20 protein-coding genes and 1 pseudogene are annotated in these 26139 nt (G+C 71.8%); 6 read left to right on the forward strand and 15 right to left on the reverse strand.

The features are described from left to right. Positions 1 to 62: 62 nt before the first annotated feature. The 6 genes from ACGF5O_RS42405 to bldG form a co-directional block, all read right to left on the reverse strand. Entirely contained in the window at positions 63 to 260 is a 198-nt protein-coding gene (locus ACGF5O_RS42405) for a hypothetical protein (RefSeq protein WP_393815278.1), read from the reverse strand. A 303-nt stretch (positions 261 to 563) separates the two neighbouring features. Continuing rightward, a complete protein-coding gene (locus tag ACGF5O_RS42410; RefSeq protein ID WP_393815279.1) occupies positions 564 to 2093 on the reverse strand; it encodes a methyltransferase in 1530 nt (509 codons plus the stop codon). Positions 2094 to 2228: 135 nt separating this feature from the next. After that, positions 2229 to 2894 (reverse strand): small secreted protein, encoded by a 666-nt coding sequence (locus tag ACGF5O_RS42415; protein ID WP_393815280.1) that lies wholly within the window; start codon positions 2892 to 2894, stop codon positions 2229 to 2231. A gap of 304 nt (positions 2895 to 3198) precedes the next feature. Next, on the reverse strand, positions 3199 to 5610 hold the full coding sequence (locus ACGF5O_RS42420) for a sodium-translocating pyrophosphatase (RefSeq protein WP_393815281.1): 2412 nt from the start codon (positions 5608 to 5610) through the stop codon (positions 3199 to 3201). A gap of 348 nt (positions 5611 to 5958) precedes the next feature. Then, positions 5959 to 6393, reverse strand: a complete 435-nt coding sequence (locus tag ACGF5O_RS42425) for an ATP-binding protein (RefSeq protein WP_393815282.1) — start codon at positions 6391 to 6393, stop codon at positions 5959 to 5961. Between the two features lie 254 nt (positions 6394 to 6647). Further along, positions 6648 to 6989, reverse strand: a complete 342-nt coding sequence (bldG, locus tag ACGF5O_RS42430; RefSeq protein ID WP_010986038.1) for an anti-sigma factor antagonist BldG — start codon at positions 6987 to 6989, stop codon at positions 6648 to 6650. Between the two features lie 162 nt (positions 6990 to 7151). Between bldG and ACGF5O_RS42435 the strand changes: the two genes are divergently transcribed. Continuing rightward, positions 7152 to 9524 carry a DEAD/DEAH box helicase gene (locus ACGF5O_RS42435; RefSeq protein ID WP_393815283.1) on the forward strand — a complete coding sequence of 791 codons (2373 nt, stop codon included), beginning with the start codon at positions 7152 to 7154 and terminating at the stop codon, positions 9522 to 9524. 121 nt (positions 9525 to 9645) lie between these two features. Here the strand turns inward: ACGF5O_RS42435 and ACGF5O_RS42440 are convergent, their stop codons facing one another. The 7 genes from ACGF5O_RS42440 to ssd all read right to left on the reverse strand — a co-directional run bounded on the left by ACGF5O_RS42440 (position 9646) and on the right by ssd (position 14683). Then, entirely contained in the window at positions 9646 to 10071 is a 426-nt protein-coding gene (locus ACGF5O_RS42440) for an Rv3654c family TadE-like protein (RefSeq protein WP_393815284.1), read from the reverse strand. After that, on the reverse strand, positions 10068 to 10397 hold the full coding sequence (locus ACGF5O_RS42445) for a TadE family type IV pilus minor pilin (protein WP_393815285.1): 330 nt from the start codon (positions 10395 to 10397) through the stop codon (positions 10068 to 10070). Before ACGF5O_RS42445 ends, ACGF5O_RS42440 begins: the two co-directional genes overlap by 4 nt. Before the next feature lie 28 nt (positions 10398 to 10425). Beyond that, positions 10426 to 10614 (reverse strand): DUF4244 domain-containing protein, encoded by a 189-nt coding sequence (locus tag ACGF5O_RS42450; protein WP_393815286.1) that lies wholly within the window; start codon positions 10612 to 10614, stop codon positions 10426 to 10428. An 83-nt stretch (positions 10615 to 10697) separates the two neighbouring features. After that, positions 10698 to 11495 (reverse strand): type II secretion system F family protein, encoded by a 798-nt coding sequence (locus ACGF5O_RS42455; RefSeq protein WP_393815287.1) that lies wholly within the window; start codon positions 11493 to 11495, stop codon positions 10698 to 10700. Further along, positions 11492 to 12352: a type II secretion system F family protein gene (locus ACGF5O_RS42460; RefSeq protein WP_393815288.1), complete on the reverse strand. Its 861-nt coding sequence runs from the start codon at positions 12350 to 12352 to the stop codon at positions 11492 to 11494. The genes ACGF5O_RS42455 and ACGF5O_RS42460 overlap by 4 nt, the downstream gene beginning before the upstream one ends. A 52-nt stretch (positions 12353 to 12404) precedes the next feature. Next, the gene (locus ACGF5O_RS42465; protein ID WP_393815289.1) at positions 12405 to 13586 is read right to left on the reverse strand and encodes a TadA family conjugal transfer-associated ATPase; all 1182 of its coding nucleotides are present in this window, start codon (positions 13584 to 13586) and stop codon (positions 12405 to 12407) included. Then, complete coding sequence (gene ssd / locus ACGF5O_RS42470; protein WP_393815290.1) at positions 13583 to 14683, reverse strand: septum site-determining protein Ssd; 1101 nt, start codon at positions 14681 to 14683, stop codon at positions 13583 to 13585. The genes ACGF5O_RS42465 and ssd overlap by 4 nt, the downstream gene beginning before the upstream one ends. Before the next feature lie 582 nt (positions 14684 to 15265). Between ssd and ACGF5O_RS42475 the strand changes: the two genes are divergently transcribed. After that, a complete protein-coding gene (locus ACGF5O_RS42475) occupies positions 15266 to 16090 on the forward strand; it encodes an HAD family hydrolase (protein ID WP_393815291.1) in 825 nt (274 codons plus the stop codon). Between the two features lie 338 nt (positions 16091 to 16428). Here ACGF5O_RS42475 and ACGF5O_RS42480 read toward each other — a convergent pair whose 3' ends face one another. Continuing rightward, a complete protein-coding gene (locus ACGF5O_RS42480) occupies positions 16429 to 17253 on the reverse strand; it encodes a Fic family protein (protein WP_393815292.1) in 825 nt (274 codons plus the stop codon). A 100-nt stretch (positions 17254 to 17353) separates the two neighbouring features. Between ACGF5O_RS42480 and ACGF5O_RS42485 the strand changes: the two genes are divergently transcribed. Next, positions 17354 to 18334: an ATP-binding protein gene (locus tag ACGF5O_RS42485; RefSeq protein ID WP_393815293.1), complete on the forward strand. Its 981-nt coding sequence runs from the start codon at positions 17354 to 17356 to the stop codon at positions 18332 to 18334. A 25-nt stretch (positions 18335 to 18359) separates the two neighbouring features. Here the strand turns inward: ACGF5O_RS42485 and ACGF5O_RS42490 are convergent, their stop codons facing one another. Further along, positions 18360 to 19622, reverse strand: a complete 1263-nt coding sequence (locus tag ACGF5O_RS42490) for a hypothetical protein (RefSeq protein ID WP_393815294.1) — start codon at positions 19620 to 19622, stop codon at positions 18360 to 18362. A 281-nt stretch (positions 19623 to 19903) separates the two neighbouring features. On the opposite strand from ACGF5O_RS42490, the gene ACGF5O_RS42495 reads away from it, so the two are divergent. The 3 genes and pseudogenes from ACGF5O_RS42495 to nhaA all read left to right on the forward strand — a co-directional run bounded on the left by ACGF5O_RS42495 (position 19904) and on the right by nhaA (position 26056). Then, the gene (locus tag ACGF5O_RS42495; protein WP_393815295.1) at positions 19904 to 22336 is read left to right on the forward strand and encodes a SulP family inorganic anion transporter; all 2433 of its coding nucleotides are present in this window, start codon (positions 19904 to 19906) and stop codon (positions 22334 to 22336) included. 100 nt (positions 22337 to 22436) lie between these two features. Further along, positions 22437 to 24395: an acetate--CoA ligase gene (acs, locus tag ACGF5O_RS42500; protein ID WP_393815296.1), complete on the forward strand. Its 1959-nt coding sequence runs from the start codon at positions 22437 to 22439 to the stop codon at positions 24393 to 24395. Between the two features lie 209 nt (positions 24396 to 24604). After that, positions 24605 to 26056 (forward strand): annotated as a pseudogene (gene nhaA, locus ACGF5O_RS42505) (Na+/H+ antiporter NhaA). Positions 26057 to 26139 lie beyond the last annotated feature (83 nt).

Raw genomic sequence — 26139 nt, forward strand, 5'->3', positions numbered from 1 at the left:
GTCCCGGGTCGCCCCCCGGGCCCTGTCCGGAGCGTGATGCTCCGATTACCGGCGGGGCGCCTTCAGAGGCGGGTCAGGCAGTACGTCCCGAGGCCCAGCGCGATCACCGCGGCGAGGCTCGCGAGGGTCGCCGATGCGACTTGACTCACACCCTGGGCGACGGGTTCGCCACGCCGGATCCGGATGCCGGTCCACACCAGCAGCGCACCTCCGAACAGGGCGAACACCACCCCCGCGAAGATCGCCGGTCCGCTCTCCATGGCCCGCGCGCCCCTTCCCTGCCGCCCGTGACTGCCCAGCGCCCGGAGACTGGCACGGGCGGGCGGCGGGTGGGAGGCCGACGGGCGAAATCGAGGTGAACGAGCGGCCGGAGGTCACTCGAACATCCGATCTGCGGACGAGTCGCGGACCGGCGATGGACCGGCGCGGGACCGGCCATGGACCGACCGTGGACCGGCGACGGACCAGCGACGAACCGCGGTGCGAACGTTCCGACCAGATTTTTCCGGCCTTTTTCTTCTCCCGGCGTGTCTCGCGGGCCGCCGGACACGTCTTCCGGTCCGTCAGACCGCCGGCTCCAGGAACCCCTGCTCCACCAGCAGCCGGATCTGAGCGGGCGTACGGTCGCGCAGCAACACCGGATCCTCGCCCGTCAGTTGCGCGATGGCGTCGAGAATCCGCCCCGCGCTCAGCGAGCCGTCGCACACCCCTGCGAACCCGGCGCCCACCGTGTCCACCTTGGTCGCGCGGCGCATCCCGCGGTGCTGGCGCAGCACCACGTGCTCCGGGTCCTCGGCGCCGGGCAGCCCGACCTGCTCCTGGACCACCTCGACGGCGAGCCTGAAGTGACCTTCCAGGAGGTCCGCGTCGTCGTGGTCACGGAGGTAGTCGAGGCGGTCGAAGTGCGCGCGGATCGCCTCGCCGAGCGGCTGTTCGATCGGATGCGGCCACTCCTCGACGGTGACCGAGGGCACGGCGGCGCCGGTCCTGCGCAACGTGATCCAGCCGAATCCCACCCCCTTCACCTTGCGCGCCTCGAACTCGTCCAGCCACGCGTCGTACCGCGCCTGGTACTCCGCCGGGTCGCCGCGGTGGTCGCCGGAGTCCCGGAGCCACAGCTCGGCGTACTGGTTGACGTCCTGCACCTCGCGCTGCACGATCCACGCGTCGCAGCCGCGCGGCACCCACGACCGGACCCTGTCCTGCCAGTCCTCCCCCGCGACGTGCTGCCAGTTGGCGAGGAACTGCGCGAACCCGCCCTCGTTCAGCCGTTCCCCGGCCTGTTGAACGAGCGAGCGGCACAGATCGTCCCCGCTCATCCCGCCGTCCCGGTATGTCAGCCGGACTCCGGGAGAGATGACGAACGGCGGGTTGGACACGATCAGGTCGTACGTCTCGTCCTCCTTCACCGGCTCAAACAGCGAGCCCTCGCGCAGGTCGGCCGCCGGTGCGCCGGAGAGCGCCAGCGTGAGCGCCGTGATGTGCAGCGCGCGGGGGTTGAGGTCCGTCGCCGTCACGCGCGTGGCGTGCTGGGCGGCGTGCAGCGCCTGGATGCCGGAGCCGGTGCCGAGGTCGAGGGCGGCGGCCACGGGCGTGCGGACGGTGATGCCGGCCAGGGTCGTGGACGCGCCGCCGACCCCGAGGACGACGCCTTCGTGCCGCTGGCCGATGCCGCCCGCGCCGCCGACGGCGCACCCGAGGTCGGAGACGATGAACCAGTCCTCGCCGTCGGGCCCGCCGTAGGGCCGTACGTCCACGGTGGCCGTGACCTCGTCGCCGCCGACACGGGTCAGCCAGCCGCTGTCCAGGAGGTCGTCGACGGGCAGGACGCCGGCCACGCGCGCGTGCGGCACGGGCTGCTGGAGAAGGAACAGCCGGACGAGCGTCTCCAGCGGCGTGTCCCCGCGGGTCGCCCGCAGCGCGGGCACCGTCTCGCTGCGGGCCAGCGCCGCGTAGGCGGGCGCGCCGAGCAGGTCGAGCAGGCCGTCGGCGGTGAACGAGGAGCCCAGCAGGGCGGCGCGCAGCCGGGCGGCGGCGTCGGGGCGGTCGGAGGCGGGCAGGGTGGCGAGGCCGGAGTCAGTCACGCCCTCCATTGTGGCCCGTGGCCGGGCCCGGCCACGGGCTCAGCACACGGCCGCAGGCCACCGGAGCCGGTACGGCACACCGCCCCGGTTCCCACCTCTGCCTCTGCCTCGGCCCCGGCGCGGTCCCCGGGGCTCGGCCTCGCCTCAGCCCGAGGTCGACGCGGAGGACGAGGCCGACGACGAAGCGGTCGACGACGGAACCGACCCTCCGGTCGACGTCGTGGCGGAGACCTTCTTGCAGCTGGCCTGCTCGGCGATCGCATCCTTGACCTCGCCCTGCTCCAGGGCGTTCAGGGCCGCGGTCCCGCTCTTGCTCTGTGCCTCCAGCTGTGTCGTCTGGGAGGCGATGTCCTGCAGACCGGAGGCGAACTTCGCCTGGTTCTTGGTGTCGAGCGCGTCGACCTTCTTCTTCAGGTCGGCGTAGGACGCGGAGAGGCTGTTGAGGGTCGTGACGACGTTCTGCTGGCGCTTGGCGCCGTCGTCCACCCCGGGGGGCGCGCCGGCGCTGCTGATGGCCGCGGCGAGCGCCTTGTAGCCGTCGGACATGTCCTGGAAGGCCTGGGAGTCGGTCTTCTGGATGGTCGCGGCCGAACTCGTGGTGTCCGAGGCCGTCGTGGAGATCGCCTCGTTCGCCGCCTTGATCTTCGCGTCCTGCGCCGGAACCGCGTCGCACACGGTCTTGGCCCAGGCGATCAGCTTCGGGTCGGGGCCCTTGTCACCGCTGCTGCACCCGGACAGCGCTCCTGCCAGTACCGCACCGCCGGACAGTGCGGCCGCGAGCTTCTTGTTCACCGGATCGGTCCCTTCCATGGCTCTCGGCCCCCGGAATCTACACGGCGGACGGACAGCACCATCATGGAAGCACCCATTAAATATGCTTTTGGGTAGATTCGCTCCAGGGAGAGAAGGCTCACGACGAGACGACGCGCACACCCCCGCCCCCAGGCACGAGCGCGCACGACCGCGCTCCGGCACACTCCGGCGCGCTCCCGCGTGCGGCAAACCGGAAGCGCCCCGGCACACGAAACGGGCGGACGGCGTGTCAGCACGCGCCGTCCGCCCGCTCCTTGGCCGGTCCCCTCTCGCGAGGGACCGGTGGGCGTCGTAAGACCGCCTACGAAACCACCGCGGGATCGGCCGACTTGGCCACCCGTTCGGCACTGTCCTCGTCGTCGCCGACGGCGATGCCGCGCCGCTTGGAGACGTAGACCGCACCGACGATCACGAGCAGCGCGAGGACCGCGATCACGATCCGGACACCGATGCTCTTGTCATGGCCGTAGGAGAACTTGATCACCGCGGGAGCGATGAGCAGGGAGACCAGGTTCATGACCTTGAGCAGCGGGTTGATCGCGGGGCCCGCGGTGTCCTTGAAGGGGTCGCCGACCGTGTCGCCGATGACCGTGGCGGCGTGGGCCTCACTGCCCTTGCCGCCGTGGTGGCCGTCCTCGACGAGTTTCTTGGCGTTGTCCCAGGCACCACCGGAGTTGGCCAGGAACACCGCCATCAGGGTGCCCGCGCCGATCGCGCCCGCGAGGTAGGAACCGAGCGCGCCGACACCGAGGGTGAACCCGATGAAGATGGGCGCCATCACGGCGAGCAGTCCCGGCGTGGCCAGCTCGCGCAGGGCGTCCTTGGTGCAGATGTCGACGACCTTGCCGTACTCCGGCTGCTCCGTGTAGTCCATGATCCCGGGGTGCTCGCGGAACTGCCGCCGCACCTCGTAGACCACCGAACCCGCCGACCGCGACACGGCGTTGATGGCCAGTCCGGAGAAGAGGAAGACGACCGCCGCGCCGGCGATGAGGCCGACCAGGTTGTTGGGCTGCGAGATGTCCATCGACAACGTCAACGGGGAGCCCGCACCACTGAGTTTCGCGCCCACGTCCTGCACGTTCGTGGTGATCGCGTCCCGGTACGACCCGAAGAGCGCCGACGCCGCGAGGACGGCGGTGGCGATGGCGATGCCCTTGGTGATGGCCTTGGTGGTGTTGCCGACGGCGTCCAGGTTGGTGAGCACCTGCGCGCCCGCGCCCTCGACGTCCCCGGACATCTCGGCGATGCCCTGGGCGTTGTCGGAGACCGGCCCGAAGGTGTCCATGGCGACGATGACACCGACCGTGGTGAGCAGGCCGGTGCCGGCCAGCGCCACCGCGAACAGCGCGAGCATGATCGACGTACCGCCGAGCAGGAACGCGCCGTAGACGCCGAGGCCGATCAGCAGCGCGGTGTAGACGGCCGATTCCAGACCGACCGAGATGCCGGCGAGGACCACGGTGGCCGGGCCGGTCAGCGAGGTCTTGCCGATGTCCATGACCGGACGCCGGTTGGTCTCGGTGAAGTAGCCGGTCAGCTGCTGGATGACGGCCGCGAGCAGGATGCCGATGGCGACCGCGACGAGCGCGAGGATCCGCGGGTCGCCGTCCTTGGCCCGGATGGCCGCGTCGGAGATCCCGTCGAGGTCGGAGTACTTCCCGGGCAGATAGACGAAGACCGCGATCGCGACCAGCACCAGCGAGATCACCGCGGAGATGAAGAAGCCGCGGTTGATGGCGCTCATGCCGCTGCGGTCGGTGCGGCGCGGGGCGACCGCGAAGATGCCGACCATCGCGGTGAGCACGCCGATCGCCGGCACCAGGAGCGGGAAGGCCAGTCCGGAGTCGCCGAAGGCCGCCTTGCCGAGGATCAGCGCGGCGACCAGGGTCACGGCGTACGACTCGAAGAGGTCGGCCGCCATGCCCGCGCAGTCGCCGACGTTGTCGCCCACGTTGTCGGCGATGGTCGCGGCATTGCGCGGGTCGTCCTCCGGAATGCCCTGCTCGACCTTGCCGACCAGGTCGGCGCCGACGTCGGCGGCCTTGGTGAAGATGCCGCCGCCGACACGCATGAACATGGCGATCAGGGCGGCACCGAGACCGAAGCCTTCGAGCACCTTCGGCGCGTCGGCCGCGTACACCAGCACCACACAGGAGGCGCCGAGCAGGCCGAGCCCCACCGTGAACATGCCGACGACGCCGCCCGTGCGGAAAGCGATCTTCATGGCCTTGTGCGAGACGGCGGTGAGATCCTTTTCCGGTTCGCCTTCCGCCGGGGTGGCTTCCCGGGCCGCCGCGGCGACGCGCACATTGCTGCGCACGGCGAGCCACATGCCGATATAACCGGTGGTCGCCGAGAACACCGCGCCGATCAGGAAGAAGATCGACCGGCCGGCGCGCTGATTCCAGTCGTCCGCGGGCAGCAGCAGGAGCAGGAAGAACACCACGACGGCGAATACGCCGAGCGTGCGCAACTGCCGGCCCAGATAGGCGTTGGCGCCTTCCTGGACCGCCGCCGCGATCTTCTTCATGCTGTCGGTGCCCTCGCCCGCCGCGAGTACCTGGCGCACCAGGATCCAGGCGACCACGAGCGCGGCCAGCGCCACGACGGCGATGACCGCCACCAGGACCCGGTTGTCGTCGGTCAGGACTGCGGCTGCGAGGGTTGTGGGGTGATGGCCCAACTGATGAGGGGTAGAAAGCCCCGCCATTCGTCCTCCTTGACGCTTGGGCTGAGCTCAAGATGTGGACGGATTCTAGGTACCCGCGAGTGATCTAAACAGGGGACGGTAAACGGAATTGGCCTACTCGTGCTCTTCAGCAAATGATCGAGGCCATGCCGGCGAACCCGAAAGCGGTAATGCCCTAAAAGCATTGACGGCGGCGTTTACTTGATCGAATTACGGCCCTATTGATCGTGAAAGAATTCACTAAATCCATAACACGAGATCACTGTACGACCAGCCGCAGGTGGCGCGGGGCGCGGACGTCCGGACACGCCGAAGGGCCCCCACGCAGGGGGCCCTTCGGTACGCAGACGGGGTGACGCGGAGCAGCTCTCAGGTGAGCGCGACTCCGGGCGGGGTCGTCGGCCAGGTCATGCGGATCAACCCGCCGTACTCCCCGGCCGTGACCTCCACGTCGTCCACAAGACCGCTGATGACCGCGAGGCCCATCTCGTCCTCCTCGGCCTCCACGTCCGCGTCCGCCGTGCCACCGGATGACCGGTCGCCGGGAACGGAACGGGGTGCCTCGTCGCCGACCTCGATGGAGAACTGTTTCTCCTCTTCGATCAGCGCCACCCGCACCGGCTCCGTGATGCCGGCGGCCTGGTGCAGACCCACGGCACGGGAACAGGCCTCGCCGACGGCCAGCCGGACCTCGTCCAGCACGGCCTCGTCCACTCCGGCCCTGCGAGCCACCGCCGCCGCCACCAGTCGGGCGGTGCGGACGTGCTCGGGCAGCGCGCTGAAGCGGAGTTCAACGGTGGCCATACGTCCCCCTCGGAACTACGGGCGTGCGGTGGGGGGCCGGGCCGCCGAAGAACCCGGATCCCCCCGATGAATTGCGTCCGCCGCGGGCACTGCGGCCCGTGCACGGCTGCCGGCACGGACACGCGGGCCCGAACGGGCGGGGGTGACACGGACGTCCGTACAGCGCTTGGCGCGTGCGGGGACGAGGCCGTGCCGAGGGCCGGCCGGACGGCACGGACCGATCGGCGGTCCGGGGTACGTCGGCCGGCCCGGGGTCAGTCGGTGGCCGCCACCGCTTCCTCGACCGAGGTGTGGATCGGGAACACCTTGGTGAGGCCGGTGATACGGAAGATCTTCAGAATGCGCTCCTGGTTGCAGACCAGGCGCAGCGAGCCCTCATGGGCACGCACCCGCTTCAGGCCGCCGACCAGTACGCCGAGCCCGGTGGAGTCGAGGAAGTCCACGCCCTCCATGTCGACGACGAGGTGAAAATTCCCGTCGTTAACCAGCTCGACCAGCTGCTCGCGCAGCTTGGGCGCGGTATATACGTCGATTTCGCCACCGACCTCGACGACCGTACGATCGCCGACTGTACGGGTCGACAGGGACAGGTCCACGGATCCTCCAGCACCTTGCTATCGAGCGGTCGCCCCTCGGGACACCTCGGCTTGCGGCCCCTGGGACGGTTCGCCAGCCGCGATGGCATTCAATCACTTACGGCAGGCGTGCACGACGCCTTGGCCCCATTGTCCGTCACGCCAGTGACACACTCGGTCCCGATGGCCATAAATCACCGATCCGATCGACCGCCGGTTCCGGCCGGGTCCGGGTTCTCTCCGGGCACCGTCCTGGACCGGCTCGCCGCCGGGCCGAGCCGGGCTTCGCGCATCACTCATACGGAGCACTTGCCCCCGCGGGCGGGTCGGCATGCCGTCTGGCCTGACCGGATTCGTTCGGAGGTCGTCGCGGCCGTCCAGGCGTGCGGCATCGAACATCCCTGGGAACACCAGGCGCTGGCCGCCGAGCACGCCCTGGACGGCGACTCGGTGGTGGTCGCCACCGGCACCGCGTCCGGCAAGTCCCTGGCCTACCTCGTACCGGTCCTGTCCACCCTGCTGGACGGCTCCGAGGCCGCCAACGGCCGTGGCGCCACCGCCCTCTACCTGGCGCCCACCAAGGCGCTGGCGGCCGACCAGTGCCGATCTGTGAAGGAACTTTCACAACCGCTGGGAAACTCGGTCCGCCCCGCGGTCTACGACGGCGACACCCCGTACGAGGAGCGGGAGTGGATCCGCCAGTACGCCAACTACGTGCTGACCAACCCGGACATGCTGCACCGCGGCATCCTTCCCGGGCACCCGCGCTGGTCCTCCTTCCTGAAGTCGCTGAAGTACGTCGTCGTCGACGAGTGCCACACCTACCGGGGCGTCTTCGGCTCGCACGTCGCCCAGGTGCTGCGCCGCCTTCGCCGCCTGTGCGCCCGCTACGGCGCCTCCCCGGTCTTCCTGCTGGCCTCCGCGACCGCCGCCGAACCGGCCGTGGCCGCGGGGCGCCTGACCGGCCTGCCGGTCGTGGAGATCGCCGACGACGCCTCCCCGCGCGGCGAGCTGGTCTTCGCCCTCTGGGAGCCGCCGCTGACCGAGCTGCACGGCGAGAAGGGCGCCCCCGTCCGCCGTACCGCCACCGCCGAGACCGCCGACCTGCTGACCGACCTCGCCGTGCAGGGCGTGCGCTCGGTCGCCTTCGTGCGCTCCAGACGCGGCGCGGAGCTGATCGCCGTCATCACCCAGGAGCGGCTGGCCGAGGTCGACCGTTCCCTCGCCCGGCGTGTCGCGGCCTACCGCGGCGGCTACCTCCCCGAGGAGCGGCGCGCCCTGGAACGCGCGCTGCACTCCGGGGAGCTCCTCGGACTTGCCGCCACGACGGCCCTGGAGCTGGGCGTGGACGTCTCCGGGCTGGACGCCGTACTGATCGCCGGGTACCCGGGTACGAGGGCCTCTGTGTGGCAGCAGGCGGGCCGCGCGGGCCGCGCCGGGCAGGGCGCCCTCGCGGTCCTGGTCGCCCGTGACGACCCGCTGGACACCTTCCTCGTCCATCATCCCGAGGCCCTGTTCGACCAACCGGTGGAATCGACCGTCCTCGACCCCGACAACCCGTACGTCCTCGCCCCGCACCTGTGCGCCGCCGCGGCCGAGATCCCGCTCACCGACGACGACCTCGACCTCTTCGGCCCCGCCTGCAAGGAGCTGCTGCCGCAGCTGGAGGCCGCGAAGCTGCTGCGCCGCCGGACCAAGGCCTGGCACTGGACCCGGCGGGAGCGGGCCGCCGAGCTGACCGACATCCGCGGCGAGGGCGGCCGTCCGGTGCAGGTCGTGGAGGCGGGCACGGGTCGCCTGCTCGGTACCGTGGACGCGAGCGCCGCCCACTCCACGGTCCACGAGGGCGCGGTCCACCTGCACCAGGGCCGCACCTACCTGGTGCGCTCCCTCGACCTGGAGGACTCGGTGGCCCTGGTCGAACAGGCCGAGCCGCCGTACTCCACGGTCGCCCGCGACACCACGGCCATCTCCGTCCTGGAGACCGACACCGAGATCCCCTGGGGCGACGGCCGCCTCTGCTACGGCTCCGTCGAGGTCACCAACCAGGTGGTCTCCTTCCTGCGCCGCCGGCTCATCACCGGCGAGGTGCTCGGCGAGACGAAACTCGACCTCCCTCCCCGTACGCTGCGCACCCGCGCGGTGTGGTGGACCGTCACCGAGGACCAGCTCGACGAGGCCCGGATCAACCCGGAGATCCTCGGCGGCGCCCTGCACGCCGCCGAACACGCCTCCATCGGCCTGCTCCCGCTCTTCGCGACCTGCGACCGCTGGGACATCGGCGGCGTCTCGATCCCGCTGCACCCCGACACCCTCCTGCCGACCGTCTTCGTCTACGACGGCCACCCCGGCGGCGCCGGCTTCGCGGAGCGCGCCTTCCACACGGCCCGCACCTGGCTGACGGCGACCCGTGAGGCCATCGCCGCGTGCGAGTGCGATGCCGGGTGCCCGTCCTGCATCCAGTCCCCCAAGTGCGGGAACGGGAACGAGCCGTTGCACAAGCGGGGGGCGGTGCGACTCCTCACTGTGCTGTTGAAGGGGGCGCCGGTGGGGTAGCCGTCCGGCTGCGGGTCGGTGGGGGCTGGTCGCGCAGTTCCCCGCGCCCCTTTGGGGCACGGTGTCAGGGGGTGCGGTGTCAGGGGTGCGGTGTCAGGGGTGCGGTGTCAGGGGTGCGGTGTCAGGGGTGCGGTGCAGCGGGGCCGGCTCTGGCCCTGACCTCCGCCGCGAACGGTCCGGCACCGGACGCCGCCGAGACATCCGAGACGTCCCCGACGATCACGCAACGCGTCAGCCGCGTGTCCTGGGCCCGTGCCACGCGGCCCGCCTCGGCGCATGCCGCCGACGTCCCCTCGGCCCAGTGGTCCGCCGCCGCGAGGGCCGCCATGTCGGCGCCACCGGCCGCGCGATGCCGGACCACAACGGCTTGCCCGAGGCCGAGCACCACCCCGAACACCACACACAGCACGGCGATCGCACCGACACTCCAGACAGTGGCCGAGCCTCGATCAAGCTCCTCGCTGCAACGCGCCCCATAGGGGCGCGGGGAACTGCGCGACCAGCCCCCACCGGCCCGCAGCCGAACGACCACCGCACGCCCCCTCACGCCACCTCCCCCATCGGCCCCTCCGCCAACGCGACCGCCGACTCCCGTACCTCGAACGGCAACGCGCCGAGCACCGGCGGCCTCGCCACCACCGTCACCCGCACCTCGTCACCCTCCCGGCCCACCGTCACCGTCGCCCCGTCCGGCGCCGCCTCCTTCGCCACGGCGATCACCGCGTCATCGGCGTCCTGCCGCGCCGCGGCCCGCGCCCCGGTGCGGGCGGCGTCCACGCACCGGATCTGGGCGGCCACCACGAGCAGCCCCCACACCAGCGCCATCGTGAACGCCACCAGCACCGGCAGCACCACGGCCGCCTCCGCGGTCACGAACCCCCGGTCCGCCCCGCGCCCCCGCTCACATCCGCGCACTGAGTGCTCGTTTCACGATGGCCTGGAGCTCCGCGCTGACCTGCCCGCTCGTCACGACCGCGTAGAGGACCGCCGCGAACCCGACGGCGGCGATGATCCCCATCGCGTACTCGGAGGTGACCATTCCGGCGTCCCGGCGCCCCAGCTTCCACATCTTCCAGCACATCTCACGCATGTCGACTCCCTCGAACTCGCTCGGTTTTGACTTCAGTTGGATCAGACTTCAGTTCCTGTCGGCGGCCCCGCCTGGCCCTCCCTTCAGCCACCACCCCCTCGCAGCACCCCGCCCGCGAGTCCGATCACCACGGGCAGCACACCGACGGAGATGAACGCGGGCAGGAAGCACAGCCCCACCGGCGCCGAGATCAGCACGGCGGCCCGTCGGGCCCGCTCGGTCGCGCTCCTCGCCCAGTCGGCGCGGGCGTCCGAGGCGAGCCGGGCGACGGGGGCGGCCGCCGGCATCCCGGACTCGTCCGCGTGTGCCAGCAGCCGGGCCAGGGCGGCGGCACCCGGCAGTCCCGCCAACCGCCGCCAGGCGACAGCCGGTTCGCTGCCCAGCCGGACCTCCGCCGCGCCCCGCGCCAGCGCCTCCCCGACAGGCCCGCCGAGGGCCTCTCCGACGGCCTGGGCGGCGACCACCGGACCGGCCCCGGCGGCGATGCAGGCGGCCAGGAGGTCGGCGGCGAGCGGGAGTTGACGCGCGGCCTCGGCCGCCTCCGCCTCGGCCGTCCGGTCGGTGGCGCCCGCCCCGCTCCGCCACCGCCACAGCCCCGCCGCGACGCCCAGCCCCAGCAACGCCCCGACGACCCCGCCGACCAGCACCCAGCCGCCGCACGCCACCCCGACGACCGGCAGCCAGCTGCGGACGGCACCGCCGACGGCGGAGTGCCTCTCCGCCTGCTCCAGCCGGTCCAGCCGCTCCAGGCCGAGCAGTTCGGCCACCTTGCGCCGGGCCCAGCGCCTGCGCCTGGCCCGCTCCAGCCGCCATGCCGACCAGCCCAGGGCCACCAGCACCGCGACCGTCACCCCCAGCCTGTGGACAACCTCCGCGCTCATGCCGCCTCGGCTCCCCGCACGATCCGGGCCGCCCACCACATCCCGGCGCCCTCGAACACCGCGCCGACGGCCAGGCAGCCCAGGCCCGCCCCGGTGTGCAGCAGCACCCGCAGCGGGTCGGCGCCCATGGCCGAGCCGAGCAGGAGACCGAGGGCGGGCAGCGCGGCGAGCAGCACCGCGGTGGCCCGGGCACCCGACAACTGGGCGCGCAGGTCGGCGCGTTGATCGCGCTCGGCGCGCAGGGCGGCGTCCAGGCGGTCGAGACCGGCCGCGAGTCCGGCACCCTGGTCGACCGCCACCCGCCAGCAGGCCGCGAGCCCCAGCAGGCCGTCGGCGCCGGGCTGCCGCGCCGCCACCGCCAGCGCCCCCGGCACGTCCCCGCCGAAGCGGGCCGCCGCGACCACGGCCGGCCGGGCCTCGCCGAGCCCGCCGGAGTCCCGTGCGGCCCGCAGCAGCGCCTCACCCGGCTGCCGTCCCGTGCGCACCTCACCGGCGAGCGCCCCGCACAGCGCGATCACCGCGTCGGCGCGCGCCTGCCGGGTCCGTCGCGCCTGCCGGGCCAGCCGCACCCGGCGCAGCACCGGCACCCCGGCCGCCCCCGCGAGGGCCGGAAGGACCGAGGCGGCGAGGAGCGCGAGCGCGACACCGGCGGCCAGGGCCCACCACTCGCCCCGCCAACGGCGGTGCAGCCGCCGTAGTTCCCCGAGCGCCTGCTCCCAGGAGGGCGGCCCGGTGGTCACCACCCCTCCTCCGGCGAGCAGCAGCCGCGTCCGCCGTACCTCACGGTGCCGCTCGGCCAGCAGCCAGGCCATGACCCCACCGCACACCAAGGCCGCACCGATCGTCGTCTCACCCATCACACACACCCCTTTCAAGTCACGGATCACTGATGTCGGTTCGGACCGGAGCTCACGGCTCCCCCACGTCACCGCCGAGCAGCCCCCGCAGCCGCTCCCATCCCTGCTCCCGCGCGAACGCCGCCGCGTCCCAGCGCAGTGCCGGTACCGTGCGCACCAGCCCGGCGGAGTCCCGCTCCAGGACGTGCACCTCGGCGATCCGCCGCCGGCCCGCGCGGTCCCGTACGAGGTGCAGCACCACCGACAGCGCGGCGGCGAGCTGGCTGTGCAGGGCCGCCCGGTCGAGCCCGGCGGCCGTGCCGAGGGCCTCCAGGCGGGCCGGTACGTCCGCGGCCGCGTTGGCGTGCACGGTGCCGCAGCCGCCCTCGTGGCCGGTGTTGAGCGCGGCCAGCAGGTGCACCACCTCGGGCCCGCGGACCTCGCCGACGACGAGCCGGTCGGGCCGCATCCGCAGGGCCTGCCGGACCAGGTCCTCCAGGGTGACCAGGCCGGCGCCCTCCTGGTTGGCGGGTCTGGTCTCCAGCCGTACGACGTGCGGGTGTTCGGGCCTGAGCTCCGCCGAGTCCTCGGCGAGCACGATCCGCTCGCCCGGGCCGACGAGACCGAGCAGGGCACTCAGGAGGGTCGTCTTGCCTGTGCCGGTGCCCCCGCTGACCAGGAAGGACAGCCGGGCCGCGAGGAGGGCCCGCAGGATCCGGTCGCCGCCCGGGGGCACCGTCCCGGCCGCGACCAGTTCGTCGAGGGTGAACGCCCGCGGACGGACCACCCGCAGGGACAGGCAGGTGCAGCCGACGGCCACCGGAGGCAGGACCGCGTGCAGGCGGGTGCCGTCGGGCAGCCGGGCGTCCGCCCAGGGACGCGCGTCGTCCAGGCGCCGGCCGGCCACCGCGGCCAGCCGCTGCGCGAGGCGCCGTACCGCCGCCGCGTCCGGGAAGCCGACTCCGGTCAGTTCGAGTCCGCCGCCGCGGTCCACCCAGACCCGGTCCGGGGCGGTCACCAGCACGTCGGTGACCGTGGGGTCGGCGAGCAGGGGCTCCAGAGGGCCGCTGCCGACCAGTTCGGAGCGCAGCCGCTCGGCCGCGCCGAGGACTTCGGCGTCGCCGAGGACCCGTCCCTGGGCGCGGAGCGCCTGTGCCACCCGCGCGGGTGTCGGTTCGGCGCCGCTCTCGGCGAGCCAGCGCCGTACTCCGTCGAGCAGGGCCGGGCCGTCCGCGCCCGCGGTACCGGGCCTCATGCGACACCGCCGGCCTCGACCAGGGTGCGTTCCCAGAAGCCCTTGCAGAAGCGGGCCAGCGGTCCGCGGGGGACGGCCCCGGGCGGTTTGCGGTTCGGGCGGGACAGGCCGGGTTCGGCGGGTACCTCGCCGGCCAGCGGCAGGCCGAGCAGCCGGGCCACCTCGCGGTCGTCCAGACCCGGCGCGTAGGGCCCGCGTACCGCCACCCTGAGGTCGCGCACGACCATGCCGACGGTGGCCGCCACCCGTCCGGCCGCGGCGACGGCGCGGAGTTCGGCGGGAACCACGAGAACGGCGAGGTCGAGCTGGGTGAGGACCTCGGCGACCTCGTCGTCCAGGCGGCGCGGCAGGTCGACGACGACCGTGCCGCCGCGCCGCCGGGCGGCGGCGAGCACCGCGCGGACGGCGGGCGGCGGGATCGCCACGCAGTCGCCGCGGTCCCAGCTGAGGATCCGCAGCGAGTGCAGCTCGGGCAGGGACTCCTCAAGGGCGCCGCTGCCGAGCCGGCCGCGCGAGGCGGCGAAGGCCGGCCAGCGCAGGCCCTCGGCGGTCTCGCCGCCGAGGAGTACGTCGATTCCGCCGCCCAGCGGATCCGCGTCCACGAGCAGGGTGCGCAGTCCCTCCCGCGCGGAGGTGACGGCGAGCGCGCAGGCCAGCGTGGAGGCGCCGGCCCCGCCCCGGCCGCCGATGACGCCGACGGTGAGGGCCGGGCGGCCCACGCCCTCGACGACGTCGGCGATCCGGTCCACGAGCCACTGCTCGCCGTCGGGCAGCATCAGGACGTGGTCCGCGCCGATCTCCACGGCCCGTTTCCACACGTCGGGGTCGTCCTGGTCGAGGCCCACCAGGACCACCCCGCGCCTGCGGGTGGCCCCGCGCACCCGTCGTGCGGCGTCGTCGCCGACCAGGACGAGCGGGGCGGACTCCCAGCCGCCGCCGCGTTCCGGCGGGCCGTGGTGGACCTCCGGTTTGGCGCCGGCCGCGGCGCACAGGCGCAGCAGGTCGTCGAGGAGTTCGGCGTCCTCGGTGACGATCATCGGGCGTCCGGGCCGTCCCGAGGCGGCGGACGGCGGGTCGTGGGTGACGGTTCCGGCCACGTGAGCTTCCCCCTTGGCTGCGTTCTCCCGCGTGGCCCCTGCGGCCACGCGATTCCCAAACGTGCGAAGAACCGGCAAGCGGCTCCTTATGCACGGCCGACAGAAACCGGCCATTGGCGCCCGACAAACGGAACCGGCCATGAACTCGCCGCCGCCGGAGCGCGCTGGAATCACCGTGCAGCGAACCCGGAAATCGTGTGGATCTTGGTCCAAAACTGTGGACAACTCGACGGCTGTGAATATCGCCGTCACCCCTGCCGGTGAGGCCCGTTCCGGAGCCCGCGCGACTTCCACAGCGCAGCGCTTCGACTACCCAACGTGACGGATCATGGGTATGCGAGAGGGGCGACCGAAGCCGCCCGACCTGGGCCCACGGCCCGCGAGAGAGGAGGAAAAACCCGTCCGGACATGCGACGACCCCCACCGGGGGGGAGAGTGGGGGTCGTCTCCACGGCCGACTCGGGGGGGGAGGAGCCGGACCGGGTTAGCACGGTCGCGAACGATCCGTGACTTCCATGGTGTACCCGAGAGCCCTCTCAGGCAAACCCACGCGCCACACCTTACGCCGAATGGTGGGCGCCTATGCTCGGGGGCGTGGAAAGCCACTCCTTGCCCCGCACAGCGGCCTTCTTTGACCTGGACAAGACGGTCATTGCGAAGTCGAGCACGCTCACGTTCAGCAAGTCGTTCTACCAAGGCGGTCTGATCAACCGCAGGGCGGCGCTGCGCAACGCGTACTCCCAGTTCGTGTTCCTGGTCGGCGGTATGGACCACGACCAGATGGAGCGCACGCGCGCGTACCTGTCCGGCCTGGTCCGTGGCTGGAATGTCCAGCAGGTCAAGGAGATCGTCGCCGAGACCCTGCACGACCTGATCGACCCGATCATCTACGACGAGGCCGCCTCCCTCATCGAGGAGCACCACAAGGCCGGCCGGGACGTCGTCATCGTCTCCACCTCGGGCGCCGAGGTGGTCGAGCCGATCGGCGAACTCCTCGGCGCCGACCGGGTGGTGGCCACCCGCATGGTCGTCGGCGACGACGGCTGCTACACCGGCGAGGTGGAGTACTACGCGTACGGGCCGACCAAGGCCGAGGCCGTCCGCGAACTGGCCGCCTCCGAGGGGTACGACCTCGACCGCAGCTACGCCTACAGCGACTCGGCGACCGACGTGCCGATGCTCCAGGCCGTCGGGCATCCGCACGCCGTGAACCCGGACCGCGCGCTGCGCCGCGAGGCGCTCGCCCGCGGCTGGCCGATCCTGGACTTCCACCGGCCGGTGCGGCTCAAGCAGCGGATCTCCGCGCCCCCGCGCCCGGCCCTGGTCGCCGCGGCGGCCATAGGGGCGGCCGCCGCCACCGCGGGCCTGGTCTGGTACGCGAGCCGGCGCCGGAGCACGGTCGGCTGAACCGGCCACCGGCGCCCGCTTGGTGCGTCTTTGAACCTAAAAGTAAAGAACTGTAGGCAGGACTTCCGCTTGCTCCGGGCTTGCAGTACAAAGGGGTTAGCGGCCCGCGAGACCAAAGGACATCCGAGAGGATCACCTTTAAAACGCATTTGGCCCCACGGACCCAGCATGGACACCGGGCACCCACGCGACGTCGACCCGTCGATTACGGGCCAGCCGCACCAGGTGACGGGCAAAGTTCCCGACCTGATGGGCAACATATCGAGGACGCTTGGTAACCCGGTGAGCATGCCAGCGGCGGTACGAGATCTCGTACCGCCGCAACCCTTTTCCGGGTCCTACGCCGCCCCGCGCTGGAGCGCCTCGCACACCGCCGTCGACTCGCGCACGCCGAGTTCCACCGCGCGCCCGCAGTGCGCGATCCAGGCCGCCATCCCGTCCGGAGTACCGGAGACATAGCCGTCCAGGGCCGCCAGATAGGAGGCGCGGCCCAGTTCGGCATGGCCGACCTCGGCGGGGCAGACGGCCTTGGGGTCGAGGCCGCTGCCGATCAGCACGATCCTCTCGGCCGCGCGGGCGACCAGCCCGTTGCCCGAGGTGAAGGGCCGCAGCGCGAGCAGTTCACCGTGCACGACGGCGGCCGTCACCAGCGCGGGCGCCTCGCTGCCCGCGACGATCAGTCCGGAGAGGCCCTCCAGGCGCCCCGACACCTCGTCGGCGTCCGGCAGCGCCAGTTCCACCAGCGGCTCGTCGACGGCCTCGCCGGCCCGGCGCGGCCTGCCGACCTCGTCGCCGCCCGTCGCGGCCGCCACGAGGTGCAGCCGGGCCAGCACCCGCAGCGGCGACTGGCGCCAGATGGACAGCAGCTGGCCGGCCTCCGCGGTCAGCCGCAGGGCCGCGCCGACCACGCGCGCGTCGTCGTCCACACCGAAGTCGGAGCGCCGCCGCACCTCCTCCAGCGCCCAGTCGGCACCGGACAGCGCGGCGCTGCCCCGGGCGGCCCGCAGTGCGGCCTCCGAGGTGACGGCGTTGCTGCGGCGCCGCATGATCCGGTGCCCGTAGACCCGGTCCACGGCCTTGCGCACGGACTCCACGGACTCGGCCACCCCGGGCAGCGAACCCAGGGCCGCGAGCGGATCGGCGGTCGCACCAGTCGTACTCATGAGTACGACAGTACGCACCCTGCCCCAGGGCCCCACGAAGGAGTGGTCTTCTTCACTTCTCGTGACACGTACAGCTACCGCACGACTACCGTTCGTGAACATGAAAATTGCTTTCGTCGGAAAGGGCGGCAGCGGCAAGACCACGCTCTCCTCCCTGTTCGTCCGCCATCTCGCGGCCGGCGGCGCGCCGGTCGTCGCCGTCGACGCCGACATCAACCAGCACCTGGGCCCCGCGCTCGGCCTCGACGAGACGGAGGCGGAGGCACTGCCCGCGATGGGCGAGCGGCTCTCCCTGATCAAGGACTACCTGCGCGGCCACAACCCGCGCATCGCCTCCGCCGCGACGATGATCAAGACCACCCCGCCCGGCGAGGGTTCGCGGCTGGTCCGGGTCCGGGAGCCCAATCCGGTGTACGACGCCTGCGCACGGCCGGTGGAACTCGACGGCGGCGCCGTCCGCTTGATGGTCACCGGGCCCTTCACGGACGCCGACCTGGGGGTCTCCTGCTACCACTCCAAGACGGGAGCGGTGGAGCTGTTCCTGAACCACCTCGTCGACGGCCCCGACGAGTACGTCGTGGTGGACATGACGGCGGGCTCGGACTCCTTCGCCTCCGGCATGTTCACCCGCTTCGACATCACGTTCCTCGTCGCCGAGCCGACCCGGAAGGGAGTCTCCGTCTACCGCCAGTACAAGGAGTACGCCCGGGACTTCGGCGTCGTCCTGAAGGTCGTCGGCAACAAGGTGCAGGGGCAGGAGGACATCGACTTCCTGCGCTCGGAGGTCGGGGACGACCTGCTGGTCACGGTCGGGCACTCGGACTGGGTGCGCGCCATGGAGAAGGGCCGGCCGCCCCGGTTCGAGCTCCTGGAGATCCCCAACTCCCGTGCCCTGCGCGCCCTCAAGGTGGCCACCGACGCGACGTACGAGCTGCGGGACTGGGAGCGCTACACCCGGCAGATGGTCCACTTCCACCTGAAGAACGCCCTGTCATGGGGCAACGAGCGCACCGGAGCCGACCTGGCGGCACAGATCGACCCCGGTTTCGTGCTCGGCGAGGGGGTGGCCACCCCCGCCTGACGGGTGGCCGGCCCCGGCTGCGCGCCTACTGCTTGGCGGCCGGCGCCCCTGGCACCCCCTTCGGTGCCGGGGCGGGACGGCCGGACAGGAAGGACTCCCAGCCCGGCCGCGGGGCCTCGCCCACGTTCAGGGTGCGCAGCTTCGCCAGGACCTGCGGGTCCTGGGCGTCCAGCCAGTCGGCGAGCTGGCGGAAGGAGACACAGCGCACCTCGGGCTTGTTGCAGACGTCCGCGACGACCTCGTCGAGGGCGCGCATGTACGTGCCGCCGTTCCAGGACTCGAAGTGGTTGCCGATGACGAGCGGTGCGCGGTTGCCGTTGTAGGCCCGGTTGAAGCCCTGGAGCAGCCCGTCGCGCATCTGGTCGCCCCAGTAGTCGTACTTGTCGGGGTCACCCTGGGTCGACGTGCCGGACTGGTTGACCATGAAGTTGTAGTCCATGGTCAACTGCTCGTAGGTGTGGCCGGGGAAGGGGACGAGCTGCATCGACAGGTCCCACAGCCCCTCCCTCTTCTTCGGCCAGACCTGGTCGTTGACGCCGCTGGTGTCGTAGCGGAAGCCCAGTTGGCTCGCCGCCTTCACGAAGTTCTTCTGCCCCTCCAGGCAGGGGGTGCGGGCGCCGATGAGCTCCTTGTCGTAGTCGAAGGGCAGCGGTGCGGCGTTCTTCATGCCGGTGTTGGTCTTCCAGGTCTTCACGAACTGCTTGGCCTGGGCGATCTCGCTCTTCCACTCGGCCACCGACCACTCGCCGACCCCGCCGTCGGGGCCGCAGAAGTGCCCGTTGAAGTGGGTGCCGATCTCGTTGCCCTCCAGCCAGGCCAGCCGTAGCTGCTTGACCGTGTCGGTGATGCCCTGCTCGTCGTTGAAGCCGATCTCGGAGCTGCCGGGCGAGTGCTGCGGAGGCCGGTACAGGTCGCGCTTCTCCTCGGGCAGCATGTAGACGCCGCTGAGGAAGAACGTCATGTTCGCGCGGTTCTCCTTGGCGACCTTGCGGAAGTGCGAGAACAGCTTCTGGCTGTCCTCGCCCGAACCGTCCCAGGAGAACACCACGAACTGCGGTGGCTTCTCACCGGCCTTGAGCCGCTCGGGGCGGGGCAGATGCGGCTGCGCCCCGGTGTACGCGGTGGACCCGTCGCCGATCAGACGGACCACGCTCTGGGGCGCCGGCGCTCCCTTCTGCGGCCCGGACGCCCCTTGTTCGGAGTTGGTACCGGTCGCGCAACCGGCGACCGACGCGGCACAGGCCGCGGCGGCCACGGCACCGACCGCAATCCTCTGGGTGGCGGCCAATTCCGCTCACCTTCTTCCTTCTCTCGGCGAACGCCGGTGACGGCGTTTTATGGCGATGTGCCGGGTATCTGCCGACAGCGCGGCCAAGATCGCATAGGACCGAGAGAGGGATTAATACGACAAGCCGATGAACTGCTCACTTCATCCATTGAGGTGAACGGGTGCCCCATTTGCGACGAAAATCCATGCCCGACCTTTACTCTGCATTACGATTCGTTTACTGAACGTTGGTTCATCCCGCCCAGATCCGCGACCGCGCTGCCCCGGAGGAGACGGGAAACATGTCATCAGCCTGCGTACCCACCCACCCCGAGGGCCTCGGCCTGGCCCGGGCCACAACTCCCAAGGCCGTCACCGGCACTGACCGGCAGCCGCAGCACCCGTCCGCCCCGACGCCTCCGCGCCGCCGCTTCTCCGTCGCGGGCGCCGACCTGTCCGCGGCCGTCGCGGTGTTCCTGATCGCCCTGCCGCTCTCCCTCGGCATCGCTCTCGCCACCGGCGCCCCGCTCCAGGCCGGCCTGGTCGCGGCGGCCGTCGGCGGCCTGGTCGCCGGACGGCTCGGCGGCTGTCCGCTCCAGGTCAGCGGCCCCGCCGCGGGACTCACCGTGGTCACCGCCGACCTGATCCACCGGTACGGCTGGCGGGCCACCTGCGGCATCACCGTCCTCGCCGGGCTGGCCCAACTGGGCCTCGGCTGCCTGCGCGTGGCCCGCACCGCGCTCGCCGTCAGCCCCGCCGTGGTGCACGGCATGCTCGCCGGCATCGGCGTCACCATCGCCGTCGCCCAGCTGCACATCGTCCTCGGCGGCACCCCGCAGAGCTCGGTCCTCGCCAACGTCCGCGCGCTGCCCGCCCAGTTGGCGAACCTGCACCCGGCCGCCGTAGCGATGAGCACACTGACCCTGGCCCTGCTGCTGGGCTGGCCCCGGATCCCTGGCAGAGCGGGCCGCCTGCTGCACACGGTCCCGGCCGCCCTGGTCGCCGTCGCCGGTGCCACCGCGACCGCCGCGCTCACCGGGCTCGCCCTGCCCCGGGTCGACCTGCCGTCCTGGAGCAGCCATGCCCTGGCCGGGCTGCCCGAAGGGCCCGCGCTCGGCCTCGTCGCCGCCGTGCTCACCACCACGCTGGTGTGCAGCGTGCAGTCGCTGCTGGGTGCGGTCGCCGTGGACAAACTGGTGGCCGGCCGCACCGGACCCCAGTCCCGGCTCGGCCGCTCCGACCTGGACCGGGAGCTGCTCGGTCAGGGCGCGGCCAACATCGCGTCGGGGGCGCTCGGCGGGCTGCCGGTCGCGGGGGTCGCGGTGCGGAGTTCGGCGAATGTGCGATCAGGTGCCGTGAGCCGGAACTCCACGATGCTGCACGGCGTTTTCGTAGTAGTCGCCGCGCTGCTGATGGTCCCGGTCCTGGACCTCATCCCGCTCGCCTCGCTCGCCGCCCTGGTGATGGCCGTCGGCATCCAGATGGTGTCCCTGCACCACATCCGCACGGTGACCCGCCACCGAGAAGTGCTGGTGTACGCAGTCACCACGCTCGGGGTGGCCCTCATCGGCGTCCTGGAGGGCGTGGTCCTCGGGGTCTCCGTGGCCGTCGCCGTCGCCCTGCACCGCCTCACCCGCACCCGCATCACCCACGAGGAGAAGGAAGGAGTCCATCACGTACACGTAAGGGGACAGCTCACGTTCCTCGCGGTGCCCCGGCTCAGCAGAGTCCTGCATCTCGTTCCCCAAGGCGCCCGCGCCTTGGTGGAGTTGGACGGTTCGTTCATGGACCACGCGGCGTACGAGTCACTGCGGGACTGGCGCAGGGCCCACACCGCGCAGGGCGGCTCCGCAGAACTGACCGGCTGCCGCGCGGGCGTCCGCGCACCGGAGTACGGCCACAGACCAGAGCCCGACCGCCACGCCGAGCCGCACACGGGTCACGGTCCCGAGCCGCACACGGGTCACGGTCCCGGTCCGCACATGGGGCACGGTCCCGGCCCGCGTGCGGGTCACGGTCCCTGGCGCCGGCCCGGGAGACCGGCCGGCGCGGGTCATGAACTCGCCCGCGGGATCAGCGCGTTCCAGCGTGACACCGCGCCCCTGGTCCGGGCGGAGCTGGCCCGGCTGGCGCGCGAGGGGCAGCGGCCGTCGCAGCTCTTCCTCACCTGCGCCGACTCCCGGCTCGTCACCTCGATGATCACCTCCAGTGGTCCCGGTGACCTGTTCGTGGTCCGCAACGTCGGCAACCTGGTCCCTCTTCCGGGTGAGGAGAACGGCGACGACTCGGTGGCGGCCGCGATCGAGTACGCGGTGGACGTGCTGAAGGTGCGGTCCATCACGGTGTGCGGGCACTCCGGGTGCGGGGCGATGCAGGCGCTGCTCGGCTCCGGGACCGGGGGTGCGGCGACCCCGCTCGGGCGCTGGCTGCGGCACGGGCTGCCGAGCCTGGCGCGGCTGGCCGACGAGGGCGGAGCGGGGGCCCGGCTGGCAGGTCGGGCCGCGGCGGACACGGTGGAGCGCCTGTGCCTGACCAACGTGGTCCAGCAGTTGGAGCACCTGCGGGCGCACGACTCGGTGGCGCGGGCGCTGGCGGCGGGTGCGCTGGAGCTGCACGGAATGTACTTCCATGTGGGCGAGGCACAGGCGTACCTGCTCAGCAGGGGCGGTGCGGACGAAGAGGGAGGGGTGTTCCAGGGGGTGCCCGGTGCGGAGGAGCTGCCCAGCCCGGCGTGACAGGTCTAAACCAATTATTCTGCGGCCCTTGTCACCGGGGCCCCAGGTCTGATGAGCTGTGGCCTGGGACACAACGGACACCCTTCGAAAGGGAGATGTCGTGAGCAACGAAAGCCTGGCCAACCTCTTGAGGGAGGAGCGACGCTTCGCGCCGCCCGCTGACCTGGCCGAGAGCGCCAATGTCACGGCCGAGGCGTACGAACAGGCCAAGGCTGACAGGCTCGGCTTCTGGGCCGCGCAGGCCCGTCGGCTGGCCTGGGCCAAGGAGCCGACCGAGACGCTGGACTGGTCGAACCCGCCGTTCGCCAAGTGGTTCAAGGACGGCGCGCTCAACGTCGCGTACAACTGCGTGGACCGGCACGTGGAGGCCGGGCTCGGCGACCGGGTCGCCATCCACTTCGAGGGCGAGCCCGGCGACAGCCGCGCGATCACCTATGCCGAGCTGAAGGACGAGGTCTCCAGGGCGGCCAACGCCCTGCTGGAGCTCGGAGTCCAGAAGGGCGACCGGGTCGCGGTCTACATGCCGATGATCCCGGAGACCGCGGTCGCGATGCTCGCCTGCGCCCGGATCGGCGCCGCGCACTCCGTCGTCTTCGGCGGCTTCTCGGCGGACGCGCTGGCCACCCGCATCCAGGACGCGGACGCCAGGGTCGTCATCACCTCCGACGGCGGCTACCGGCGCGGCAAGCCGTCCGCGCTCAAGCCGGCCGTCGACGAGGCGGTCGGCAAGGTGGACAACGTCGAGCACGTGCTGGTCGTACGCCGCACCGGGCAGGAAGTGGCCTGGGACGACTCGCGGGACGTGTGGTGGCACGAGATCGTCGCGCGGCAGCCGGCCGAGCACACGCCGGAGGCCTTCGACGCCGAGCACCCGCTCTTCATCCTCTACACGTCCGGCACGACGGGTAAGCCGAAGGGCATCCTGCACACCTCGGGCGGCTACCTCACCCAGGCGTCGTACACGCACTGGGCGGTGTTCGACCTCAAGCCGGAGACGGACGTGTACTGGTGCACGGCCGACGTCGGCTGGGTGACCGGCCACTCCTACATCGTGTACGGGCCGCTGGCCAACGGCGCGACGCAGGTGATGTACGAGGGCACCCCGGACACCCCGCACCAGGGCCGGTTCTGGGAGATCGTGCAGAAGTACGGGGTGACGATCCTGTACACGGCGCCCACCGCGATCCGCACGTTCATGAAGTGGGGCGACGACATCCCCGCCAAGTTCGACCTGAGCAGCCTGCGGGTGCTGGGTTCGGTCGGGGAGCCGATCAACCCCGAGGCGTGGATCTGGTACCGCAAGCACATCGGTGCCGACCGGACGCCGATCGTGGACACCTGGTGGCAGACCGAGACCGGCGCGATGATGATCTCGCCGCTGCCGGGCGTCACCGCGACCAAGCCCGGTTCGGCGCAGACCCCGCTGCCCGGCATCTCGGCGACGGTCGTCGACGACGAGGCGCACGAGGTGCCGAACGGCGGTGGCGGCTACCTGGTGCTGACCGAGCCGTGGCCGTCGATGCTGCGCACGATCTGGGGCGACGACCAGCGGTTCCTGGACACGTACTGGTCGCGGTTCGAGGGCAAGTACTTCGCGGGTGACGGCGCGAAGAGGGACGACGACGGCGACATCTGGCTGCTCGGCCGGGTGGACGACGTCATGCTCGTCTCCGGCCACAACATCTCGACGACCGAGGTGGAGTCGGCGCTGGTGTCCCACCCGTCGGTCGCCGAGGCGGCCGTGGTCGGCGCGGCGGACGAGACGACCGGTCAGGCGATCGTCGCCTTCGTGATCCTGCGCGGCACGGCGAACGCCGAGGACGAGAACCTCATCGCCGACCTGCGCAACCACGTCGGCGCGACGCTCGGCCCGATCGCCAAGCCGAAGCGGGTCCTGCCGGTGGCGGAGCTGCCGAAGACCCGCTCCGGCAAGATCATGCGCCGGCTGCTCCGCGACGTCGCGGAGAACCGGCAGCTGGGCGATGTCACGACCCTGACCGACTCGACGGTGATGGACCTCATCCAGGCGAAGCTGCCCGCGGCGCCCAGCGAGGACTGACCCCGACCGGTACGGCCCCGAGAGGGCGCCCGGCGCGAAACGCGCCGGGCGCCCTTTTTGCACCTACCGTGAAACCCACCTGGCAACCCCCGCCACATATTAGGTAAACTAAGCAAAGTAGCGTGATCCAAAGGTGTCGAGATCCAAAGGTGTGCCGGGAAGTCTGGTCGGCAAGTAGCCCTGTCCTGCCCACCGACCGGAGGTACCCCGTGTCCGCGCCCCGCACCACCCCCGTCCGGAAGTTCCTCGGGCGGCTCTCGCTGCCCGAGCGGACCATCGTGGCGGACGCGCTGCGGACCGAGACCGTCGGCGGTGTGCTGCTGCTCGTCGCCGCGATAGCCGCGCTGGTCTGGGCGAACATACCCGCGCTCCATCACAGCTACGAGAGCGTCGCCGACTTCCACTTCGGCCCCGGCACCCTCGGCCTGAACCTCTCCGTCGCCCACTGGGCCGCCGACGGGCTGCTCGCCGTCTTCTTCTTCGTCGCCGGCATCGAACTCAAGCGCGAGCTGGTGGCCGGCGACCTGCGGGACCCGAAGGCGGCCGTCCTCCCGGTGGTCGCCGCCCTGTGCGGAATGGCCGTACCGGCGCTCGTCTACGTCCTCACCAACCTCGTCGGCGGCGGCTCCACGCAGGGCTGGGCGGTGCCCACGGCCACCGACATCGCCTTCGCGCTGGCCGTGCTGGCCGTGATCGGTACCTCGCTGCCGGGCGCCCTGCGCGCCTTCCTGCTCACCCTCGCGGTCGTCGACGACCTGTTCGCGATCCTGATCATCGCGATCTTCTTCACCGAGCGGATCCACTTCGCCGCGCTCGGCGGCGCGGTCCTCGGCCTCGCCGTCTTCTGGCTGCTGCTGCGCAGGGGCGTGCGCGGCTGGTACGTGTACGTCCCGCTCGCGGTCGTGATCTGGGCACTGATGTACAACAGCGGCGTGCACGCGACCATCGCCGGTGTCGCCATGGGCCTGATGCTGCGCTGCACCACCCGCGAGGACGAGCAGCACTCCCCCGGCGAGCACGTCGAGCATCTGGTGCGCCCGTTGTCGGCGGGGCTGGCCGTGCCCCTGTTCGCGCTCTTCAGCGCCGGCGTGAAGGTGTCCGGAGGGGCGCTCGGCGACGTCTTCACCAGGCCGGAGACGCTCGGGGTCGTCCTCGGCCTGGTGGTCGGCAAGGCGGTCGGGATATTCGGCGGGACCTGGCTGACCGCCCGCTTCACCCGGGCCACGCTCAGCGAGGACCTCGAATGGGCGGACGTCTTCGCGGTGGCCTCGCTGGCCGGCATCGGCTTCACGGTCTCGCTGCTCATCGACGAACTCGCCTTCGCCGGCGACAGCGTGCTCACCGACGAGGTCAAGGCCGCCGTGCTCACCGGCTCGCTCATCGCGGCCCTGTGCGCCACGGTGCTGCTGAAGATACGCAACACCCGCTACCGCGGACTGGTCGAGGCCGAGGAGCGGGACGACGACCTCGACGGCATCCCGGACGTGTACGAGCAGGACGACCCGGCGTACCACCTGCGGATGGCGGAGATCTACGAGCGGAAGGCCGCCGAACACCGCAGGATCGCGGAGGAGAAGGCCGCCTCCTAGGGGGCCGGCGGGCGGGACGCGGTTGCCGAAGTGCCGGGCGGGGCAGGCGCGCAGGGCGACCGTCCGGCATGATCTGACGAGACGGTACAAAAGGACCGGCGCAAAAAGGCCGGCGCACAACGGGCCGGTCCCAAGAGACCGGTGCAGAAGACGAC

It is taken from the genome of Streptomyces sp. NPDC048291 (assembly GCF_043201715.1).
Lineage (GTDB): Bacteria > Actinomycetota > Actinomycetes > Streptomycetales > Streptomycetaceae > Streptomyces.

Bases quoted from the DNA above. Each gene is read 5' to 3' on its own strand.
- ACGF5O_RS42415 (WP_393815280.1), bottom strand. From the start codon at position 2,894: ATGGAAGGGACCGATCCGGTGAACAAGAAGCTCGCGGCCGCACTGTCC.
- ACGF5O_RS42460 (WP_393815288.1), bottom strand. From the start codon at position 12,352: ATGGGTGAGACGACGATCGGTGCGGCCTTGGTGTGCGGTGGGGTCATG.
- ACGF5O_RS42475 (WP_393815291.1), top strand. From the start codon at position 15,266: ATGCTCGGGGGCGTGGAAAGCCACTCCTTGCCCCGCACAGCGGCCTTC.
- ACGF5O_RS42425 (WP_393815282.1), bottom strand. From the start codon at position 6,393: ATGGCCACCGTTGAACTCCGCTTCAGCGCGCTGCCCGAGCACGTCCGC.
- ACGF5O_RS42450 (WP_393815286.1), bottom strand. From the start codon at position 10,614: ATGCGTGAGATGTGCTGGAAGATGTGGAAGCTGGGGCGCCGGGACGCC.
- ACGF5O_RS42435 (WP_393815283.1), top strand. From the start codon at position 7,152: ATGGCCATAAATCACCGATCCGATCGACCGCCGGTTCCGGCCGGGTCC.
- ACGF5O_RS42455 (WP_393815287.1), bottom strand. From the start codon at position 11,495: ATGAGCGCGGAGGTTGTCCACAGGCTGGGGGTGACGGTCGCGGTGCTG.
- ACGF5O_RS42495 (WP_393815295.1), top strand. From the start codon at position 19,904: ATGTCATCAGCCTGCGTACCCACCCACCCCGAGGGCCTCGGCCTGGCC.
- ACGF5O_RS42405 (WP_393815278.1), bottom strand. From the start codon at position 260: ATGGAGAGCGGACCGGCGATCTTCGCGGGGGTGGTGTTCGCCCTGTTC.
- ACGF5O_RS42410 (WP_393815279.1), bottom strand. From the start codon at position 2,093: ATGGAGGGCGTGACTGACTCCGGCCTCGCCACCCTGCCCGCCTCCGAC.
- ACGF5O_RS42465 (WP_393815289.1), bottom strand. From the start codon at position 13,586: ATGAGGCCCGGTACCGCGGGCGCGGACGGCCCGGCCCTGCTCGACGGA.
- ACGF5O_RS42480 (WP_393815292.1), bottom strand. From the start codon at position 17,253: ATGAGTACGACTGGTGCGACCGCCGATCCGCTCGCGGCCCTGGGTTCG.
- ACGF5O_RS42420 (WP_393815281.1), bottom strand. From the start codon at position 5,610: ATGGCGGGGCTTTCTACCCCTCATCAGTTGGGCCATCACCCCACAACC.
- ACGF5O_RS42485 (WP_393815293.1), top strand. From the start codon at position 17,354: ATGAAAATTGCTTTCGTCGGAAAGGGCGGCAGCGGCAAGACCACGCTC.